This is a genomic window from Sphingomonas sp., assembly GCF_965200135.1.
GTDB lineage: Bacteria > Pseudomonadota > Alphaproteobacteria > Sphingomonadales > Sphingomonadaceae > Sphingomonas.
On record NZ_CBDATK010000008.1, the window covers coordinates 24,061 to 41,500 of the forward strand.

The 17,440-nt window shown below is 71.4% G+C and carries 18 protein-coding genes; 4 read left to right on the plus strand and 14 right to left on the minus strand.

Going from position 1 to position 17,440, the window contains the following annotated elements; all coding sequences use genetic code 11:
• Positions 1 to 29 precede the first annotated feature (29 nt).
• The 4 genes from ACOFKS_RS11160 to ACOFKS_RS11175 are packed head-to-tail and all read right to left on the minus strand — an operon-like array spanning position 30 to position 2,443.
• Positions 30 to 626: a nicotinate-nucleotide adenylyltransferase gene (locus tag ACOFKS_RS11160; protein WP_419809319.1), complete on the minus strand. Its 597-nt coding sequence runs from the start codon at positions 624 to 626 to the stop codon at positions 30 to 32.
• Positions 623 to 907, minus strand: coding sequence for a type II toxin-antitoxin system RelE/ParE family toxin (locus tag ACOFKS_RS11165; RefSeq protein ID WP_419809320.1), 285 nt, complete (start codon positions 905 to 907; stop codon positions 623 to 625). The genes ACOFKS_RS11160 and ACOFKS_RS11165 overlap by 4 nt, the downstream gene beginning before the upstream one ends.
• Complete coding sequence (locus tag ACOFKS_RS11170) at positions 904 to 1,140, minus strand: CopG family ribbon-helix-helix protein (protein WP_419809321.1); 237 nt, start codon at positions 1,138 to 1,140, stop codon at positions 904 to 906. The genes ACOFKS_RS11165 and ACOFKS_RS11170 overlap by 4 nt, the downstream gene beginning before the upstream one ends.
• A 46-nt stretch (positions 1,141 to 1,186) precedes the next feature.
• On the minus strand, positions 1,187 to 2,443 hold the full coding sequence (locus ACOFKS_RS11175; protein WP_419809384.1) for a glutamate-5-semialdehyde dehydrogenase: 1,257 nt from the start codon (positions 2,441 to 2,443) through the stop codon (positions 1,187 to 1,189).
• A gap of 111 nt (positions 2,444 to 2,554) precedes the next feature.
• On the opposite strand from ACOFKS_RS11175, the gene ACOFKS_RS11180 reads away from it, so the two are divergent.
• Positions 2,555 to 3,619 carry a DUF3667 domain-containing protein gene (locus ACOFKS_RS11180; RefSeq protein WP_419809322.1) on the plus strand — a complete coding sequence of 355 codons (1,065 nt, stop codon included), beginning with the start codon at positions 2,555 to 2,557 and terminating at the stop codon, positions 3,617 to 3,619.
• A 4-nt stretch (positions 3,620 to 3,623) separates the two neighbouring features.
• On the opposite strand, the gene ACOFKS_RS11185 is transcribed toward ACOFKS_RS11180, so the two are convergent.
• From ACOFKS_RS11185 to tsaD, 9 genes are all read right to left on the minus strand, one after another.
• Positions 3,624 to 4,001, minus strand: coding sequence for a hypothetical protein (locus ACOFKS_RS11185; RefSeq protein WP_419809323.1), 378 nt, complete (start codon positions 3,999 to 4,001; stop codon positions 3,624 to 3,626).
• A gap of 227 nt (positions 4,002 to 4,228) precedes the next feature.
• Positions 4,229 to 6,211: an ATP-dependent zinc metalloprotease FtsH gene (gene ftsH, locus ACOFKS_RS11190; protein ID WP_419809324.1), complete on the minus strand. Its 1,983-nt coding sequence runs from the start codon at positions 6,209 to 6,211 to the stop codon at positions 4,229 to 4,231.
• Between the two features lie 68 nt (positions 6,212 to 6,279).
• Positions 6,280 to 6,639, minus strand: coding sequence for a hypothetical protein (locus ACOFKS_RS11195; RefSeq protein WP_419809325.1), 360 nt, complete (start codon positions 6,637 to 6,639; stop codon positions 6,280 to 6,282).
• Positions 6,640 to 6,642: 3 nt separating this feature from the next.
• A complete protein-coding gene (gene tilS / locus ACOFKS_RS11200; protein WP_419809326.1) occupies positions 6,643 to 7,665 on the minus strand; it encodes a tRNA lysidine(34) synthetase TilS in 1,023 nt (340 codons plus the stop codon).
• Complete coding sequence (locus tag ACOFKS_RS11205; RefSeq protein ID WP_419809327.1) at positions 7,647 to 8,618, minus strand: hypothetical protein; 972 nt, start codon at positions 8,616 to 8,618, stop codon at positions 7,647 to 7,649. Before ACOFKS_RS11205 ends, tilS begins: the two co-directional genes overlap by 19 nt.
• A 33-nt stretch (positions 8,619 to 8,651) precedes the next feature.
• Positions 8,652 to 9,464, minus strand: a complete 813-nt coding sequence (locus tag ACOFKS_RS11210) for a helix-turn-helix domain-containing protein (RefSeq protein ID WP_419809328.1) — start codon at positions 9,462 to 9,464, stop codon at positions 8,652 to 8,654.
• Positions 9,465 to 9,559: 95 nt separating this feature from the next.
• The gene (gene ptsP, locus ACOFKS_RS11215; RefSeq protein WP_419809329.1) at positions 9,560 to 11,833 is read right to left on the minus strand and encodes a phosphoenolpyruvate--protein phosphotransferase; all 2,274 of its coding nucleotides are present in this window, start codon (positions 11,831 to 11,833) and stop codon (positions 9,560 to 9,562) included.
• 278 nt (positions 11,834 to 12,111) lie between these two features.
• Positions 12,112 to 13,104 carry an NAD(P)H-dependent glycerol-3-phosphate dehydrogenase gene (locus ACOFKS_RS11220; protein WP_419809330.1) on the minus strand — a complete coding sequence of 331 codons (993 nt, stop codon included), beginning with the start codon at positions 13,102 to 13,104 and terminating at the stop codon, positions 12,112 to 12,114.
• Positions 13,101 to 14,126 carry a tRNA (adenosine(37)-N6)-threonylcarbamoyltransferase complex transferase subunit TsaD gene (gene tsaD / locus ACOFKS_RS11225; protein ID WP_419809331.1) on the minus strand — a complete coding sequence of 342 codons (1,026 nt, stop codon included), beginning with the start codon at positions 14,124 to 14,126 and terminating at the stop codon, positions 13,101 to 13,103. Before tsaD ends, ACOFKS_RS11220 begins: the two co-directional genes overlap by 4 nt.
• Positions 14,127 to 14,189: 63 nt before the next feature.
• On the opposite strand from tsaD, the gene hemC reads away from it, so the two are divergent.
• Genes hemC through ACOFKS_RS11240 form a run of 3 tightly spaced genes read left to right on the plus strand, consistent with a single transcriptional unit; the run spans position 14,190 to position 16,632 of the window.
• On the plus strand, positions 14,190 to 15,092 hold the full coding sequence (hemC, locus tag ACOFKS_RS11230; protein WP_419809332.1) for a hydroxymethylbilane synthase: 903 nt from the start codon (positions 14,190 to 14,192) through the stop codon (positions 15,090 to 15,092).
• Positions 15,092 to 15,775, plus strand: a complete 684-nt coding sequence (locus tag ACOFKS_RS11235) for a uroporphyrinogen-III synthase (protein ID WP_419809333.1) — start codon at positions 15,092 to 15,094, stop codon at positions 15,773 to 15,775. The genes hemC and ACOFKS_RS11235 overlap by 1 nt, the downstream gene beginning before the upstream one ends.
• Entirely contained in the window at positions 15,772 to 16,632 is an 861-nt protein-coding gene (locus ACOFKS_RS11240) for a hypothetical protein (RefSeq protein ID WP_419809334.1), read from the plus strand. Before ACOFKS_RS11235 ends, ACOFKS_RS11240 begins: the two co-directional genes overlap by 4 nt.
• On the opposite strand, the gene ACOFKS_RS11245 is transcribed toward ACOFKS_RS11240, so the two are convergent.
• On the minus strand, positions 16,616 to 17,419 hold the full coding sequence (locus tag ACOFKS_RS11245; protein ID WP_419809335.1) for a DUF72 domain-containing protein: 804 nt from the start codon (positions 17,417 to 17,419) through the stop codon (positions 16,616 to 16,618). The two genes, ACOFKS_RS11240 and ACOFKS_RS11245, sit on opposite strands and share 17 nt — an antisense overlap.
• Positions 17,420 to 17,440 lie beyond the last annotated feature (21 nt).

Consider the following 17,440-nt stretch of genomic DNA (forward strand, 5'->3'; position numbering starts at 1 on the left):
GATGGCGGGTGAAGCGGGCAAGGGGGTTCCTATGGTCCAGCGGTGAAGCGGCGCGCCCAGTCGGGATCGGCCGCGCGAATGGCCGTGGCGGAGGTGGGGTCGGGACGGAAGCGCAGCAACACGAGGGCCGGCAAACTCCACGACGTCCAGCGTAACGCCTGGTCCGGGCGCCGCTGATAGCGCCTGAGCCAGCCCATCGCGGGGGCCGCGAGGGCGTCCCCGTTATAGGACGGCCGGGCGATCACCGCAATCGGCACCATCCGGGCGATCCCGCGCCAGTCGCGCCAGCGGTGGAATTGCGCGAGGTTGTCCGCCCCCATCAGCCAGACGAAGCGCACCGCCGGATAGCGGCGCACCAGCGCACGCAGCGTATCAACCGTGTAGCGGGTGCCGAGCCGCGACTCGATCACGGTGGCGCGGATCGGCGCATGCCCGGCCATGCGCCGGGCCGAAGCGAGCCGCGCGGCGAGCGGGGCCATGCCGGCCTGCGGCTTCAGCGGATTGCCGGGCGACACCAGCCACCAGACCTCGTCCAGCCCGAGCTTCCGCATCGCCGCGAGCGTGATCCGCCGGTGCCCCCGATGCGCGGGGTTGAACGATCCGCCGAGCAGGCCAATGCGCTTCATCGTCGAGACTGATCTTGAGCGTGGTGGAGCACCCGCAGAACACGGACATGATCGCCAGTCACGCGATAAAACAGGTTGTAGGGCGTTCCTGCGACACGACGCTTTCGCCTCGTTCCATACAGCTCGATCGGACCGGCAAGCGCATGATCGGAGAGCAGGCGAGTGGATGATACGATGCGGTCCAGCATCTTCGCCGCCAGCTCTTGGTCGACGCCGCGATACCACCGTTCGATCGCTTCAACATCATCCGTAGCGAGCTTCGCCCAGCGGATGTCCTTCAACCTGGCTGCGCCTGCATCCCGCGAACGGCGAACATCGCCTCGACCTGCTCTTGCGTACTGTACTCGCCGCGATCGATTTGCGCCTCGGCTTCCTCCAGCGACCGATAGAGCTCCAGTTCATCTGCAACGAAGCCGGCAATCGCCCTTTCGATCAGCCACGCACGACTACGTTCGCGCCGCCCGGCCAATTCGTCGAGATCGGCCGAGAGCTGCTCATCGATGCGTGCAGTCACAACCGACTTCCTCATCATTGCAGAGTATCAAACGTATACAGGCGCATCAACCCCGCACCTGCCCCGTCCCGCGCCCGACCCATTTATAGGTCGTCAGCCCCTCCAGCGCGACCGGGCCGCGGGCGTGGAGGCGGCCGGTGGCGATGCCGATCTCCGCGCCCAGGCCGAACTCGCCCCCGTCGGCGAATTGGGTGGAGGCGTTCCAGAGGACGATCGCGGAGTCGACCGCCGCCAGGAAGCGCTCGGCGACCGCGGCATCGCTCGCGACGATCGCGTCGGTATGGTGCGAGCCGTGGCGCGCGATGTGCGCGATGGCGCCGTCCACCCCGTCGACGATCGCGACGGCGGAGATCGCTTCGAGATATTCGGTATCCCAGTCCTCCTCGGTCGCCAGGCCCACGGCCGTGTCGAGCGCCTGGACGGCGGTGTCGCCGCGCACCTCGCATCCCGCCGCCCGCAATGCGGCCACCAGCGCGCCCGCGTCAGAATAAGCGCGATCGATCAGCAGCGTCTCCATCGCACCGCAGATGCCCGTACGCCGCAGCTTGGCGTCGAGCACCACCGCCGCCGCCATCGCCGGATCGGCCGAACCGTCGACATAGACATGGTTGTTGCCGTCGAGATGCGCGAGCACCGGCACGCGCGCCTCCGCCTGGACGCGCGCGACCAGGCCCTTGCCGCCGCGCGGCACGACCATGTCGAGCACCCCCGCGCCCGCCAGCATCGCGCCCACCGCCGCGCGGTCCTGCGTCGGCACCAGCTGGATGGCGTCGGCTGGCACACCCGCCTGTCCCAGCCCCTCGGCGAGCGCAGCGTGGATCGCGCGGTTGCTCCGCACCGCCTCGCTGCCGCCGCGCAGGATCGCGGCGTTGCCCGCCATGACGCACAGGGCGGCCGCGTCGGCGGTGACGTTGGGGCGGCTTTCGTAGATGATGCCGATGACGCCGATCGGCACGCGGACACGCTGGAGCCGCAGGCCGTTCGGACGCTCGGTCGTGTCGATCACCTGCCCGACCGGATCGGGCAGCGCCGCCACCGTCTCGACCGCCGCCGCAATACTCTCCAGCCGCGTCGGATCGAGGCGCAGCCGGTCGCGCATCGCGGGGGAGAGGTCGGCGGCAGCATCCATGTCCGCCTGATTCGCGGCGAGGATCGCCGGAGTACGGGCACGCAGCGCGGCGGCGGCGGCACGCAGCGCGGCGGCCTTTCGCTCGGTCGGGAGGCTCGCCAGCACCCGTGCCGCCGCACGGGCGCGCGCGCCCATCGCGCCGATCAGTGCCCCCGGATCGATCGTGTCCAGCATCGCCTCGTCTCGCATCGATCACCCCAGCCCACCAATTGGGACCGACCTTGGCAGATACCGATCGTACAGGACACCGTAGCGGCGCGCGGGGCGCGTTGCTATCGTCGGGCCATGAGCGGGGCATTCGAAACAGCGGGCGACATCGCCACGGGATCGGTATGGGCGCGCGTCGCCGAGCCGCCGGCGGGCGAGGGTCACGCCGCCGGCGTGCATGGCCCCTGTCTCAACTGCGGCACCGCCCTGACCGGCCGCTATTGCCATGCCTGCGGTCAGAGCAGCCATGTCCACCGCACGCTGATGTCGATCGTTCACGACCTGTTGCATGGCGTGTTCCATTTCGAGGGCAAGATCTGGCGGACGATCCCGATGCTGGTGCTGCATCCGGGGCGGCTCACCCGCCGCTACATCGATGGCGAGCGGGCGAAGTTCGTGTCGCCGCTGGCGCTGTTCCTGTTCACCGTCTTCCTGATGTTCGCGACATTCTCGACCTTGGCCACATCCGATCTGGGTGCCGGCTTGGTCGACGGGCTGGCGGGTGCCAATCCGCAGGTCGAGCGGGTACGCGCTGACATGGCCAAGGAGGTGACCGCCGCCGAGCAGGCGCGGGCGAAACTCGTCGCCGAGGGGCGGCCGACGCTGCAGATCGACAGCCGCCTTGCCGTGCTGCGTAACAACGTGGCCTCGATCGACACGGTACGCGAGCGGCTGAGCCCGACGAGCGGCACAGTCAAGGTGCATAGTTCGTTCGGCTGGCTCGACGAGGGGCTGCAGCGGGCACGACAGAATCCGGGACTCGTCGTCTACAAGGTACAATCCGCCGCGTACAAGTTCAGCTGGGTGCTGATCTTCCTGTCGACGCCGTTGCTGGCGCTGCTGTTCCTGTGGCGGCGACGGTACGGGATGTATGACCACGCCACGTTCGTCACCTATTCGATCAGCTTCATGTCATTGCTGGTGATCGCACTGGAACTCGCCGCCGCGGCCGGCGTGTCGGAGGTGGTGCTGGTGCTGGCGATCGTATTCGTGCCGCTCATCCACATGTTCGCGCAGCTACGTGGCGCCTACGGGCTGAGCGTGTTCTCGGCGCTGTGGCGCACGGTGCTCCTTCACGCCTTCGCCGGCATCGCGCTGCTGACCTTCGTCCTCGGGGTAATAATGGTCGAGGTCGCGCACTGAGCGTTCAGCGGCAGGGAAAGCGGCGCGCGATCACCTTGGCGTAGCCGTCCTTGAGCGGCAGGCGCTGGTCGGCGGCGGGAAGGGCCGCGAGGCCGTCCAGCATCTCCAGCATCCCGATCGACTGGCCGGCGGGCGGACAGGCGATGGGCGGCTTGCCGGCCGCGCGCCGCGCCTCGCGTTCCGCCTTGAGCTGTGCGGCGGCGGCCTGTGCCTCCGACCGGAGCGTCGCGAAATCGGGCGAGGCGATCGCGGTCAGCGGATTTGCGCGCAGGACGCTCGCCCTGGTGACGAAGGCGCCGACGGTCATCGCGGCCGATGCCGGCGCAGCGATGAGGACGGCCGCGACCGGAGTGGCCGCGAATGCGAAAAGAAGACGACGCATGGACAAGCTCCTGATTTCAGACGCTTGTGACGCCCAAGGACTGAACCGCTGCTGACCCGGCCGGCCAAAGGTGAGCAAAGGTAACACCAAGACGCCGTTTTCCCGAGGCCCTGTTCCGGCCGCCTGCCCGCAGCCGGGCACAGACATCAAGAAGCCGGGCTCGTTTGGCACGAACCCGGCTCCGTAGGACAGCGCTTCCGAGCACCCCATCGGGGCGGCGGCGGCGTTCAGGCACCCATCGGCGACGGCGTACCGAACGGCCCCGAGGGGCGGCGCGTCTTGGGGATCGAGGTGCCCGCCTTGGCGACCGCAGGCGCGGCCGGGCCGGGGTTGTTGCGGCCGATATCCTCGCCCGCGACGATCCGCTTGATCTCGTCGCCGGTGATCGTCTCGAACTCCAGCAGCGCGCCGGCGATGGCGTGAAGCTGATCGAGATGCTCGGCGATGACCTCGCGCGCGCGCTTCAGCCCGTCCTCGACCAGCCGCTTGATCTCGTTGTCGATCAGCAGCGCAGTCTCGTTCGACATGTTGTGCCGCTGCGTCTGCGAGTACCCTAGGAAGGTCTCGCCCTGCTTCTCTTCCAGCTCGACGGGTCCGATCGCGTCCGACATGCCCCATTGCGTTACCATCGCACGGCCAAGCTTGGTTGCCTGCTTGATGTCGCCGCTGGCGCCCGACGACACCTTGTCGTGGCCGAAGATGACCTCCTCTGCGACGCGTCCACCCATGGCGATCGCTAGGTCGGCGAACATCTTGTCGCGGTGGTAGGAATAGCTGTCGCGCTCCGGCATCGACACGACCATGCCCAATGCGCCGCCACGCGGGATGATCGTCGCCTTGTGGATCGGATTCGCGGCGGGCGAGTGCGCGTTGAGCAGCGCATGACCGGCCTCGTGATAGGCGGTCATCCGCTTCTCGTCGTCGGTCATCACGAGCGACTTCCACTCCGTGCCCATGATGACGCGGTCCTTGGCCTGCTCGAACTGCTCCATCGCAACCAACCGCTTGCCACGCCGCGCCGCCATCAACGCCGCCTCGTTGACGAGGTTCGCGAGATCGGCACCGGCCATACCCGGGCAGCCACGGGCGATCGTGCGCGCGTCGACGTCGGGCGCCAGCGGCACCTTCTTCATGTGGACCTCGAGGATGCGGACCCGGCCCTCGATATCGGGCAGCGGCACCGTCACGCGCCGATCGAAGCGACCCGGCCGCAGCAGCGCGGGGTCGAGCACGTCGGGGCGGTTGGTCGCCGCGATGATGATGATGCCCTCGTTCGCGTCGAAGCCGTCCATCTCGACCAGCAGCTGGTTGAGCGTCTGTTCGCGCTCGTCGTTGCCGTTGCCCAACCCGGCGCCACGATGCCGACCGACCGCGTCGATCTCGTCGATGAAGACGATGCAGGGCGCCGACTTCTTGGCCTGTTCGAACATGTCGCGGACGCGGCTGGCGCCGACGCCGACGAACATCTCGACGAAATCGGAGCCGGAGATGGTGAAGAACGGCACGCCCGCCTCACCCGCGATGGCGCGGGCGAGCAGCGTCTTGCCGGTGCCGGGCGAACCGACCAGCAACGCGCCCTTGGGAATCTTGCCGCCCAGCCGCGCGAACTTCGACGGGTCCTTCAGGAACTCGACGATCTCCTGCAATTCCTCGCGCGCCTCGTCGATGCCGGCGACGTCGTCGAAGGTGACCTTGCCCTCCTTCTGCGTCAGCATCTTGGCGCGGCTCTTGCCGAAACCCATCGCGCCGGAGCCCGTGTTCTTCTGCATCTGGCGCAGCACGAAGAAGGCGATGCCGAGGAACAGCAGGAACGGCAGCGACTGGACGAGCAGATACTGCCAGATCGAGGGGCCATCCTCCGGCTTGCCCGAGACGGTGACGCCCTTCTCCCGCAGGTGCTGAACCAGCGTCGGGTCGGCCAGCGGATAGGCGCGGAACTGTTCACCGGTCTTGTACTTGCCGGTAATCATATCGCGCGAGACGTTGACGCTCTGCACCGCGCCGTCGTCGACCTTGTCGAGGAACTGCGAATAATCGATCTGGGTGCCCGGCGGCGTCGTGCTGCGCCCGCCGATCACCGTCACGAACAGCGCCAGCCCGAGCAGGATGGCGACCCACATCACGAGGCTCTTCATCCAGGGATTGACACCGGGTCCGCCCCCGTCGTTCGAACCATTGGGCCCGGAGGGCTGCTTGTCGTGGTCGCTCATGCCGACAAGATAAGCACAGCCGGGTTAATGGCAATGGAACGGATCGGCGGAATCGCGTGGGCGTGGCGTCAGTGCGACGAGGCGGAGCCGGGCCGGGGAATCCAGATGGTGCAGGAGAGACCGTCGGTCGCGGCGGTGCCGTCCGGGTTGCGCGTCCGCTTGAAGCAGGCACCGAGCGGAAAGGCGCGACCCAGCCAGCGACCCTCGACCACATCCTGCGTCCAGGTCGGGATCTTCGCGGCGGCTAACCAGTCCCAGAGGCGCTCCGCCGGCGCGTCGCTGCAGATGTATTTGTAGCTGTCCTGCACCTCGTCCTCGCTGACCTCGCCGGTGGCGATCGACGCGCGGATGCAGGACTCGATCATGCCCGGCACCCGCTCGGGGAACGGCGCGTCCGGAGCGGCGGCGAGGAGCAGGGCGAGGAACATCGGTCAGGCTTTCTCGGTGGGACGACGGGGCGGGGCAAGGCGGAAATGCCAGTGGCCCGGCAGGGCGCGGGCCTGGACGTCGGCGACCGTGCCGCCGCGCGCGGATCGGAGGCCGCGCACCAGGTCGGGCACGGCGGTCACGCGCCACCGGTCGAGCAGGCCCGCGCCTTGGCGCACGGCTTCGATCGCGCGCAGCGCCAGACGGCGTTGCAGCTCGAACGGCAGGTCGGCGGCGTCGAGGCGGACGCCGTCAGGGTCCTCGACCAGCCGCACGTTCGCCTCTCGCCAGACGAGCCACTCCATCGCGTCCTCGACATCGCGCAGGTTGGTGGCGGCGCGGGCGAGGCCGGCGGCGGGCAGGTCCGGGTCGGCGAGCAGGCGGCGGATGCGGGCGCGATCGAAGCGCGGGTCGGCGTTGGCGGCGTCCTCCACCGGCTCGATGCCGGCGGCGCGGACGATCCCGGCGAGTGCCGCGCGGGTCCAGCCGAGCAGCGGGCGGACGAGGAGCACCGCCGCGTCGCCGAGCGCGCGGGTGTCGGGCATCGCCGCCAGGCTGCGGACGCCCGCACCGCGCGCGGCGCGCATCAGGAAGGTCTCGGCGACGTCGTCGCGCTGGTGGGCGGTGGCGAGAAACGCGATGTCGCGCCGTTCCGCCCAGCGGCCGAGACAGCGATATCGTGCGGCGCGGGCCCAATCCTGGATGTTGCCGCTGGCGGGTGGGCGCGCGTCGGGGCGGAGCAGATCGTGCGGCACGCCGCGATCGCCGCAGAGACGGGCCACGAATCGCGCCTCTCCGCCCGCCTCCGCGCGCAGGCCATGGTCGACGGTGGCGGCGGCGACGGCACCGGGCCAGGCGGCGGTCGCCAACAGCAGGAGGGCGAGGCTGTCGCCGCCGCCCGACACCGCCAGCCCCAATCGTCGGTCGGGCGCGGGCGGCTCGCCGGTCAGCCGTTCCAGGTCGGTGCGGAAGCGCGCGACGACCCCGAGATCGATCGGCGCCGCGTCGATCAGCGGCCGGCCGGGCACCGCGCCGCGAGCCGGCCGGCGGCGATGTCGGCGCGCATCCGGGTGGTCAGCCTGTTGGCGTAGACGTCCGACAGCTCGTCATAGACCTTGCAGGCGTCGCCGTTCTTGTTCAGCCGCTGCAACGCCTGGCCGAGGTAATAGAGGCTCTCCGGCGCGCGTTCGCCATCGGGCGCCTTTTTGTAGTTCTCATAGAACGCCATGGATGCGAGGCTGGGCTTGCCGTCGTCGAGATAGGCGCGGCCGAGCAGGTTCTGCGCGAAGGTATAGCGGCGGTTGGCTGGGCCGGTGGCGGCGGCGAGCTTCAGCTGCGCCTGCGCCTCGGTATAGAGCTTCGCCTGCCACAGGCGATAGCCATAGGTATAGGCGTCCTCGGTCGCGTTGCCGGTGTCAGGGCGCGGCACGGCGGCGACGCGGGCGGGGTCGCTGGGCGCGCGCGTCGGCGTGTTCGCGGCGGGCGCGGGGCGGGTGACGCCGGTGCTCGGGCGCGTGGCGGCCGGGCGCGGGCTGGGTGCGGGGGCGTCGGTTTCGACCGTCGGATCAGCGGGCGGGCGGTCGCCGACGACGGGCGCGGGTCGCGACCCGGCCTCCAGCGCGCGCAGGCGGTCGTCGGTGCTGCGCTTGTAGGCGTCGAACGCCTCCTGCACCTGGCGCGTGCGATAGCCCGCCTGCTCGATCTGGCCGGTCAGGCTCGCCATCTGCCCTTCCAGCGAGGCGACGCGCGCGGTCAGATCGGCGACCGCGCTCTGCGCCGGCGAACCGGGGAGCGTGCCCTGCGGCGCGGCGGCCTCGACCTCGGGCTGGAGATACTGACCGCCGGGGAAGACCTTGCGCTGCACCGCGCGCATCTCGCTCTCCAGCCGGGTGACGCGGCCGTCGACGCTGGTCTGCGCCGGGGCAGCGCCAGCGGTGCCGATGAGAAGAACGATTGCAACGGCGGTCAGACGGCTACGCATGGGCACTCCCGGAACACGAAGAAGCTGGCATCCTTATCGACCATCGCCGGTCGCGGTGGGAGACGAGGCGGGGGCCGGGGCGACCCGCGCCGCGAGCGCGGCGGCGCTGACGCGGACGTCCTTGATCGGGGTGCGGCCGAGGTCGAGGCCCTGCAATTGCGCGCCGTTGACGGTGATGCTGATCTTGTCGGGCCGGCCGACGTTGATCATCGGGTCCTGCGCGTCGGCGGGAACGTCGAACCGCTCGCCCTGCTTGAGCGTCCCCTGATGCAGCGTCTTGCCGTTGGCGTCGTAGATGCGGACCCAGACCTCGTCGGTCGCGGTGACCAGCACCTGGCTGATCGTCGGGGTCGGCGACGGGGCGGGTGCGCGGCGCACGACGGGCGGCGCGGTCGTCGCTTCCGGCGTGGCGGGTCCGAACCCCCGGCGGAACCCACCCGTGCCGAAATACAGCCCCGCCAGGATCAGCACCGCCAGCGCCACGCCGAGCGCGACGATCGCGACGCCGCGCGAGGGCACGCGCGCCGGATCGGGGGCCTCGTAGGGCCGGTATTCGGGCGTGGCGCGGGTGACGCCCGCCAGGTCGCCGCGCACGACCCGCGCGATCTCGACCTCGTCGGCGCCAACTGCGCGCGCGTAAGCCTTGGCGAACCCGGTGGCGTAGGTCGTGCTGGGCAGGCCGGTGTAATCGCTGGCCTCGATCCCCTCCAGATGGCGCAGCGGCACGCGGGTGCGCGCCGCGACCTCGGGCAGCGACAGGCCGAGGCGCTCGCGCGCCGCCCGCAGCATATCGCCGGCCCGCTCGGGCCGGGCGGGAACGGCAGGGGCTGACGCGACGTCGTCCATCGATCCTCCAGGCTTCAGACGCGGTGCGGCCTGCCCCGTTCCTTTCAGAGCACACAACCCAAGTCAATTCGGTCGTCTTCCGGCTCGTCGGCGGATCAGGCCAACTCGACGCCTTCCGCCCCCGCCCAGGCGGTCAGCACGCCGCGCATGTCGCGCTCCGGCGTCGCCAGCCACGCCCGCATCCGCGCCTGCAACGCCGCGCGATCGAGCGAGCGGACCATCGCCTTGACCGGCCCGATCGCGGCGGGGGTGATCGACAGGCGATCGATGCCCAGCCCGATCAGCGCCATCGCCTCCAGCGGCCGTCCGCCCATCTCGCCGCACACCGCCACCGGCACCCCCGCCGCCTGCGCCGCGCCCTGCACGCGCGCGAGAAAGCGCAGGATCGACGGCGACAGCCAGTCGTAACGCTCGGCGAGCTTGGGATTGGCGCGGTCGGCGGCGAACAGGAACTGGGTCAGGTCGTTGGTGCCGATCGACAGGAACTGGAGCCGGGGCAGCAGCACGTCCAGCTGCTCGGCCAGCGCCGGCACCTCCAGCATCGCACCGTAGCGGACCTCGGTCGGCAGGCGGCGGCCGCGCTGCTCGACCCAGGCGCGCTGCGCCTCGAACAGCGCGCGCGCGTCGTCGAACTCCCACGGTTCGCTGACCATCGGGAACATGACGTTGAGCGTCCGCCCCGCCGCGGCCTCGATCAGCGCCCGCGCCTGTGCCTTCATCAGCCCGTCGCGTTCCAGGCTGAGGCGGATCGCGCGCCAGCCCATCGCCGGGTTCTCCTCGTCGGCGCCATGCTGCTTCAGATAGGGCAGCGCCTTGTCGCCGCCGATGTCGACGGTGCGGAACACGACCGGCCGATCGCCGGCGATGTCGAGCACGTCGCGATAAAGCCGCTGCTGGCGCTCGCGCTGCGGCAGGGTCGCGGAGACGAGGAACTGGAACTCGGTGCGGAACAGCCCGATCCCATCCGCGCCGGTCAGGTCCAGCGCGGCGACGTCGTCGCGCAGCCCGGCGTTGACCATCAGCGTAACGCGATGGCCATCGGTGGTGACAGGCGCGGCGTCCTTCATCGCGGCAAAGGCGGCGCGACGGCGCTGGCGCAGTTGCAGCCGCCCCTCGAACGCCTCCTCCATCGCCGATGTCGGACGCGCGAAGCAGCTGCCCTCGGTCACGTCGAGCAGCAGCAGGTCGCCCTCGCCGACCTGACGCCGGATGTCGCGGGCGCGGCCGAGCACCGGCACCCCCATCGCGCGCGCGACGATGGTGACGTGCGCCGTCAGCGACCCTTCCTCCAGCACCACGCCCTTCAGCCGGCGGCGGTCGTATTCCAGCAGCTCCGCGGGGCCGAGATTACGCGCGATCAGGATCGTGTCCTGCCGCAGCCCCAGCTGCGCCGCCGTCCCCATCTGGCCCGACACGGTGCGGAGCAGGCGGTTCGCCAGGTCCTCCAGGTCATGCATCCGGTCGGCGAGCAGCGGATCGTCGATCTGGCGCATCCGCTGGCGGGTGCGCTGCTGGACCCGCTCGATCGCGGCCTCGGCGGTCAGGCCGCTGTCGATCGCCTCATTGATGCGACGGCTCCAGCCCTCGTCATAGGCGAACATCCGATAGGTCTGGAGCACCTCCTCGTGCTCGCCGCCGACCCCGAACTCCGCCTGCGCGGCGATGCGGTCGATCTGCTCGCGCATCTTGGCGAACGCGGCATAGACGCGCTGGCGTTCGGCATCGATGTCCTCCGCGACGGTGTGCTCGACGACGATTCGCGGCTGGTGGAAGACGGCGTAGCCCGCGGCCATGCCCTCGACCAGCTTCTGCCCGACGATGCGGACGGCGGCGGTCGGCTGCGCGCGCTGGCCGCCTTGCGCGGCGGTATCGATCAGTCCGGCATTGGCGATCAGCTCGGACAGCACCATCGCCACCGTCTGCAACGCCTCGATCTCGACATCGGCGTATTTGCGCGGGTCGGTATGCTGGACGGCGAGCACCCCGACCGCGCGCTCGCGGCGGATGATCGGCACGCCGGCAAAGGAGTGGTAACGGTCCTCGCCGGTTTCGGGGCGATAGGCGAAGTCGGGATGGCTGGCAGCCTCGTCCAGGTTGAGCACCTCGACCTGATCGGCGATGATGCCGACCAGCCCCTCGCCCAGCGCCAGCTTGGTGACGTGCACCGCCTCCTGCGCCAGCCCGCGCGTCGCGAACAGCTCCAGCACGCCTTCGCGCAGCAGATAGACCGAGCAGACCTCGCTGTCGGTGGTCTCGCCGATGATGTTGACCACCGCGTTGAGCTTCGCCTGCGGCGGCGTGCGGCCGGCCATCACGTCGTGGAGCCGGGTCAGGATTTCTCGGGCGGAGGCGGCGGCCGTGGCGGGCATCCTCCAACCCTAGCAGCTTGTTCAAGGCTGACCATGCAAGATTAGCGATGCCGGCACGGCTGGGACGATGCGCGCCAGCGCGTCCGGATGCCCGGTGTCCGGTCCCACCATCGACGCGTCGATCCATTCGTCGAACCGGCATGAGGTGGTCAGGGACAGCCCGAGCACGCCGTTCGAGCAGGGATGCCGCGCCGCTCGCGACCTCGGTGTGAAAGCTGGCCTCCGGAACCGGGCACGCCCATCGTCGGCCCCGTCCACCAGAAGCCCGGCTCGAACGGCTAAGCCCCTTCGCCGCGCAACGGCCGCCCCAGCAACCCGGCGATCACCTCGCCCGCCGCCGCACCCTGCAACAGTCGGCACACCGCCTCGGTCACCGGCATCTCGACGCCCGCCGCCAGCGCCGCCGTCGCCAGCACCGGCGCGGTAAACGCGCCCTCCGCGATCGTCCGGCGATCCGCCAGCAGCTCGGCCGCCGGACGCCCCTGCCCAAGCCCGACGCCCAGCGAATAGTTGCGGCTCGACGTCGACGAGCAGGTCAGCACCAGGTCGCCCAAACCAGACAGCCCCGCCAGCGTTTCCGCCCGCGCGCCGCGCGCCAGCCCGAACCGCGTCATCTCCGCGAACCCCCGCGCGATCAGCGCCGCACGCGCGTTCTGGCCAAGCCCCGCGCCCTCGACGACGCCGCACGCGATCGCGAGCACGTTCTTGACCGCGCCGCCGATCTCCGCGCCGACCACGTCGGTGGAGGTATAGGGCCGAAAGCTCGGTCGCGAGATCAGCGCCGCGATGCCGGGCGCGCAGCCCCCCTCTTCTCCATCGGCGTCCTCGCACGCCAGCGTCACCGCGGTCGGCTTGCCCGCCGCGACCTCGTGCGCGAAGGTCGGGCCGGACATCACCGCCACCGGCCCGCTCGCGATCTCGCGCGCGACCTGATGCAGCAGCTTCAGGCTCCCCGCCTCGATCCCCTTGGAACACAGCACCAGCGGCGCCCCGCCGCCCGGCAGGTCGCGCAGCACCGCGCGCATGTGCTGCGCGGGCGTGACCACGAAGATCAGCGCCGCCGCACCGACCTCGGCCAGATCGGCGGTGGCGCGGATGCCCGGTGACAGCGCGATGCCGGGCAGGAACGCGCTGTTCTCGTGGCGGTCGTTGATCGCGGCGACGACGTCCGGCTCGCGCGCCCACAGCGCCACGCTGCGCCCGTCCGCCGCCATGACCTGCGCGATCGCGGTGCCCCACGCGCCGCCGCCGATGACCCCGAAGTCGCTCATGCCTTCACTCCCGCCCCACGCACCGCCTCGGCCGCCGGATCGAGCGGCCAGCGCGGACGTGCCGCCACGTCGAGCGGATCGGTCAGCCCGGCGGCGAACCGCTCCGCCCCTGCCCAGGCGATCATCGCCGCATTGTCGGTGCACAGCCACAACGGCGGCGCGACGAAGCGCAAGCCATGCTCGCCCGCCAGCGCCTGCAACGCCGCCCGCACGCCCCCGTTCGCGGCGACCCCACCGGCGACGACCAGCGCGGTGACCTCGCCCCCGGTGCCCAGCGCCTTGCGCGTCCGGTCGACCAGGCAGTCGATCACCGCCTGCTGGAACGACGCCGCGATGTCGGCCGGCTCATACTGCCCGACCACCCGCGCCACCGCCGCCTTCAGTCCCGCGAACGAGAAATGCGGCTCGGCGGAGCGCAGCAGCGGACGCGGCAGCGGCACCGCGCGCGCATCGCCCTCGGCGGCCGCGCGCTCCACCGCCGGCCCGCCGGGAAAACCCAGCCCAAGCAGCTTCGCCGTCTTGTCGAACGCTTCGCCGGCGGCATCGTCGATCGTCGTCGCCAGCCGCCGATAGCGCCCGACCCCCTCGACCAGCAGCAGCTGGCAATGCCCGCCCGAGACCAGCAGCAGCAGATAGGGGAAGTCGAGGTCGGAATCGCTCAGCCGCGGGCTCAGCGCATGGCCCTCCAGATGGTTGACCGCGATCAGCGGCCGCTGCGCCGCGTGCGCCAGCGCCTTGCCGGTGACCAGCCCGACCATGACGCCACCGATCAGCCCCGGCCCCGCCGTCGCCGCGATCGCGTCCACGTCCGCCAGCGTCACGCCCGCGTCCGCCAGCGCCGCCTCCACCAGCGGCCCCAGCGCCTCGACATGCGCGCGCGCCGCGATCTCCGGCACCACGCCGCCATAGGGCGCGTGCGCCGCTTCCTGCCCGGCCAGCCGATGCGCCAGCACCCGCCGGTCGCCGGTGACCAGCGCGGCGGCGGTCTCGTCGCACGAGGATTCGAGGCCGAGGATCAGCACGTCCGGGCTCTAGCCGTTCGCGCCGCCTTCCTCTACCCGTCCCCGTCCTCTACCTGCCTGCCCATGACCTTCCGGCTCGGCACCCGTGGCTCCCCGCTTGCGCTCACTCAGGCGGGCATGGTCCGCGACGCGCTGTGCGCCGCGCACGGCTGGGCGACGGAACGGGTCGCGCTGGTCGTGATCCGCACCACCGGCGACCGGGTGCAGGACCGCGCGCTCGCCGAGATCGGCGGCAAGGCGCTGTGGACCAAGGAACTGGACCGCGCGCTGCTGGCGAACGAGGTCGATGCCTGCGTCCACTCGATGAAGGACGTCGAGACGGTGCGCCCCGATGGCATCGCGATCGCAGCGATGCTGCCGCGCGCCGACGTCCGCGACCGGCTGATCGGTGCCGCCTCGATCGAGGCACTCCTGCCCGGCGCGATCGTCGGCACCAGCTCGCCGCGCCGCCGCGCGCAGCTGTTGCGGCGGCGCCCCGACCTCCGCATCGTGCTGTTTCGCGGCAACGTCGACACGCGGCTGGCGAAGCTTGCGGCGGGCGAGGCCGACGCGACGCTGCTCGCCGCCGCCGGCCTCGACCGGCTGGGACGCGGCGACATCGGCGTGCCGATCGCGCTCGACGCCATGCTGCCGGCACCCGCGCAAGGGGCGGTGGGCATCGAGGTGCGCGCCGATGACGCCGCCGCGCGACGGACGATCGCGGCGATCGACGATGCCACTACTTCGACCTGTGTCCTCGCGGAACGCGGCCTGCTCGCCGCGCTGCATGCCGACTGTCACTCGCCGGTCGCGGCGCTGGCGCGGCTGGGCGACGACGGCCTGACGCTGGCGGCGGAACTGCTCGACGAGGACGGGACGGCGCATGTCGTCGGCCAGGTGACGGGCGCGAACGACCCCGGCGCGGACCTCGCCGCCGACCTGCTCACCCGCGCGCCGGTCGCGGTGCGGCGGCTGTTCGGCGCCTGATGCACGACGCGCTCGTGCTCCGGCCCGAGCCGGGCAACGCCCGCACGACCGCGCGCCTGACGGCGGCGGGTGTGACCGTGCGGTCCTGCCCGTTGTTCGCGGTGACACCGGTCGCCTGGCAGGTGCCCGACCCTGCGGCGTACGACGCGCTGCTGTTCACCAGCGCCAACGCCGTGCGCCAGGGTGGTGCCGGCCTCGCCGGGCTGACGGGCCTGCCGGTGATCGCGGTCGGCGAGGCGACGGCGGCGGCGGCGCGGGACGCGGGGTTCGTCGTGTCGCTGACGGGGAGCGACGACGCGACGGCGGTGATCGCGGCTGCGCCGGATCGCCTCCTCCACCTCGCCGGACGCGATCGCCGGGCGTTGACCGGCATCGACGCGATCACCGTCTATGCGAGCGACGCCCTGGCCATGCCGGCCGGCGCGACGCGGGCGTGGGCGGGGTGCGTCGCGCTGCTCCATTCCGAGCGCGCGGCCGGCCGTTTCGCCGATCTGGCGGCCCGCGACGACGCCGATCGCGCGGCGATCGCCATCGCCGCGCTGAGCCCGGCGGTCGCGACGGCGGCGGGCGATGGCTGGGCGACATGCGCCGTCGCCGCCGCCCCGACCGACGCGGCCCTGATCGCCGTCGCCGTCGCGCTGATTGACCGGGCGGACACCCCGGCGGATAAGCGGCCGCGATGAGCGACATCCGGTCTTCCTCGCCGCCACCCTCGCCAGGCATGCGCGTCGGCATCGTCTCAGTGTTCGTGCTGATCGCTTTCCTCGTCGGGCTGGCGGTGGCGGTCGTGCTCGTCCGCCGCCAGATCCGGCAGGACGGCGGCGTCGCGGCGACGACCGTGGCCCCGCCCGCCGCCGCCGCCGTCACGCCACCGCCGCAGGCACCCGCCGCGACGCCGGTGCTTCTCGCCACCGATCCGGTCACGCTGGCGACGCGCGAGGCGGTGCTGGCCGGGCAGATCGCGGTGCTGGAAGCGCGCACCGCCTCGCTCGCCGCCAGTGCCGAGGGCGCGAGCGGGCAATCGACGCGCGCCGAGGCGCTGCTCGCCGTCATCGCCGCGCGGCGTGCGATCGACCGAGGACTGGGCCTGGGTGCGCTCGACGGCCAGCTCCAGTCGCGCTTCGCGGCGACGCTGCCCAATGCGGTCCGGATCGTCCACGGCGCGTCGCGTCAGCCGGTGACGCTGGAGGACCTGCGGCAGGGGCTCGACGCGATCGGTCCCGCCGCCGCGTCGGGGGTCAGCGGCGGCTGGTGGGGCACGTTGCGGCGCGAGGTCGCCGGACTGGTCGTGCTGCGCCGCGCTGGCACGCCGTCGCCGCGTCCCGCCGACCATCTCGCCCGCGCGCGCCGGCTGCTCGACATGGATCAGGTCGACGCCGCGCGTGCGGAGGTGGCGCAGCTGCCGGGTGCGGACGATGCCGCCAACTGGCTGGACGCCGCACGACGCTACATCGTCGCGCGCCAGGCACTCGACCTGCTGGAAAACGCCGCGCTGGCGGGACCCCCGCCGGTGCCGGTGCCGCCTATGCCGGCGCGTTGAGCCGGGCGAGCAACGCCTGCGCCCCGGCCGGTGCGCGCAGCTTGGCGCCGTTGATGAAGAACATGAACGTGTCGCGCGGCTGGTTCGGCGGCGGCGCGGCCTCGACATAGGGCAGCCCCTCGGGCCGCCCGCCGGCCGCCCAGAGCCGCGCGGCCTCGGCCCAGCGATCCAGCGCCGCATCGGTGTAGCCGTGCGGGTTCGCCTCCTCCGCCAATTCCAGCCGGGCATAGACGAACGGCCCGGTCACATCGGCGATCGCCGGATAGTCCGCCGAATCGGCATACACCACCGCCACCCCCGCCGCCCGCGCCATCTCCACGAACTCGCCGCAGGCGAAGCTGTCGTGCCGCACCTGCACCGCATGGCGCAGCTTCACGCCCGCTTCCCCGGCGGGCAGCAGCGCCAGAAAGGCGCGCATGTCGTCGGGCTCGAACCGCTTGGTCGCCATGAACTGCCACAGGATCGGCCCGAGCTTCGGCCCCAGCTCGACCAGCCCCTGTCCCACGAACCGCGCCACCGACTCGCCAGCCTCCGCCAGCACCTTGCGATTGGTGCAGTAACGCGACGCCTTGACCGCGAACACGAAGTCGTCGGGCACCGTCTCCCGCCACCCTGCCCAGCTCGCCGGCTTGAAGGTCGAATAGTATGTCCCGTTGATCTCGATCGCCGTCACATGCCGACTGGCATATTCCAACTCGCGCTTGTGCGGCCATTTGGCGGGATAGAAATTGTCCCGCCACGGTTCGTAGGTCCAGCCGCCGATCCCGACCTTGAGCGCTCCTGTCATGATTCAACTCCTCCGTTGCCC

Bases quoted from the DNA above. Each gene is read 5' to 3' on its own strand.
- ACOFKS_RS11175 (WP_419809384.1), bottom strand. From the start codon at position 2,443: ATGCTGGACACGATCGATCCGGGGGCACTGATCGGCGCGATGGGCGCG.
- ACOFKS_RS11210 (WP_419809328.1), bottom strand. From the start codon at position 9,464: ATGGACGACGTCGCGTCAGCCCCTGCCGTTCCCGCCCGGCCCGAGCGG.
- ACOFKS_RS11180 (WP_419809322.1), top strand. From the start codon at position 2,555: ATGAGCGGGGCATTCGAAACAGCGGGCGACATCGCCACGGGATCGGTA.
- ACOFKS_RS11185 (WP_419809323.1), bottom strand. From the start codon at position 4,001: ATGCGTCGTCTTCTTTTCGCATTCGCGGCCACTCCGGTCGCGGCCGTC.
- ACOFKS_RS11205 (WP_419809327.1), bottom strand. From the start codon at position 8,618: ATGCGTAGCCGTCTGACCGCCGTTGCAATCGTTCTTCTCATCGGCACC.
- hemC (WP_419809332.1), top strand. From the start codon at position 14,190: ATGACCTTCCGGCTCGGCACCCGTGGCTCCCCGCTTGCGCTCACTCAG.
- ACOFKS_RS11160 (WP_419809319.1), bottom strand. From the start codon at position 626: ATGAAGCGCATTGGCCTGCTCGGCGGATCGTTCAACCCCGCGCATCGG.
- ftsH (WP_419809324.1), bottom strand. From the start codon at position 6,211: ATGAGCGACCACGACAAGCAGCCCTCCGGGCCCAATGGTTCGAACGAC.
- ACOFKS_RS11240 (WP_419809334.1), top strand. From the start codon at position 15,772: ATGAGCGACATCCGGTCTTCCTCGCCGCCACCCTCGCCAGGCATGCGC.
- ACOFKS_RS11245 (WP_419809335.1), bottom strand. From the start codon at position 17,419: ATGACAGGAGCGCTCAAGGTCGGGATCGGCGGCTGGACCTACGAACCG.
- ACOFKS_RS11220 (WP_419809330.1), bottom strand. From the start codon at position 13,104: ATGAGCGACTTCGGGGTCATCGGCGGCGGCGCGTGGGGCACCGCGATC.
- ACOFKS_RS11195 (WP_419809325.1), bottom strand. From the start codon at position 6,639: ATGTTCCTCGCCCTGCTCCTCGCCGCCGCTCCGGACGCGCCGTTCCCC.
- ACOFKS_RS11235 (WP_419809333.1), top strand. From the start codon at position 15,092: ATGCACGACGCGCTCGTGCTCCGGCCCGAGCCGGGCAACGCCCGCACG.
- ptsP (WP_419809329.1), bottom strand. From the start codon at position 11,833: ATGCCCGCCACGGCCGCCGCCTCCGCCCGAGAAATCCTGACCCGGCTC.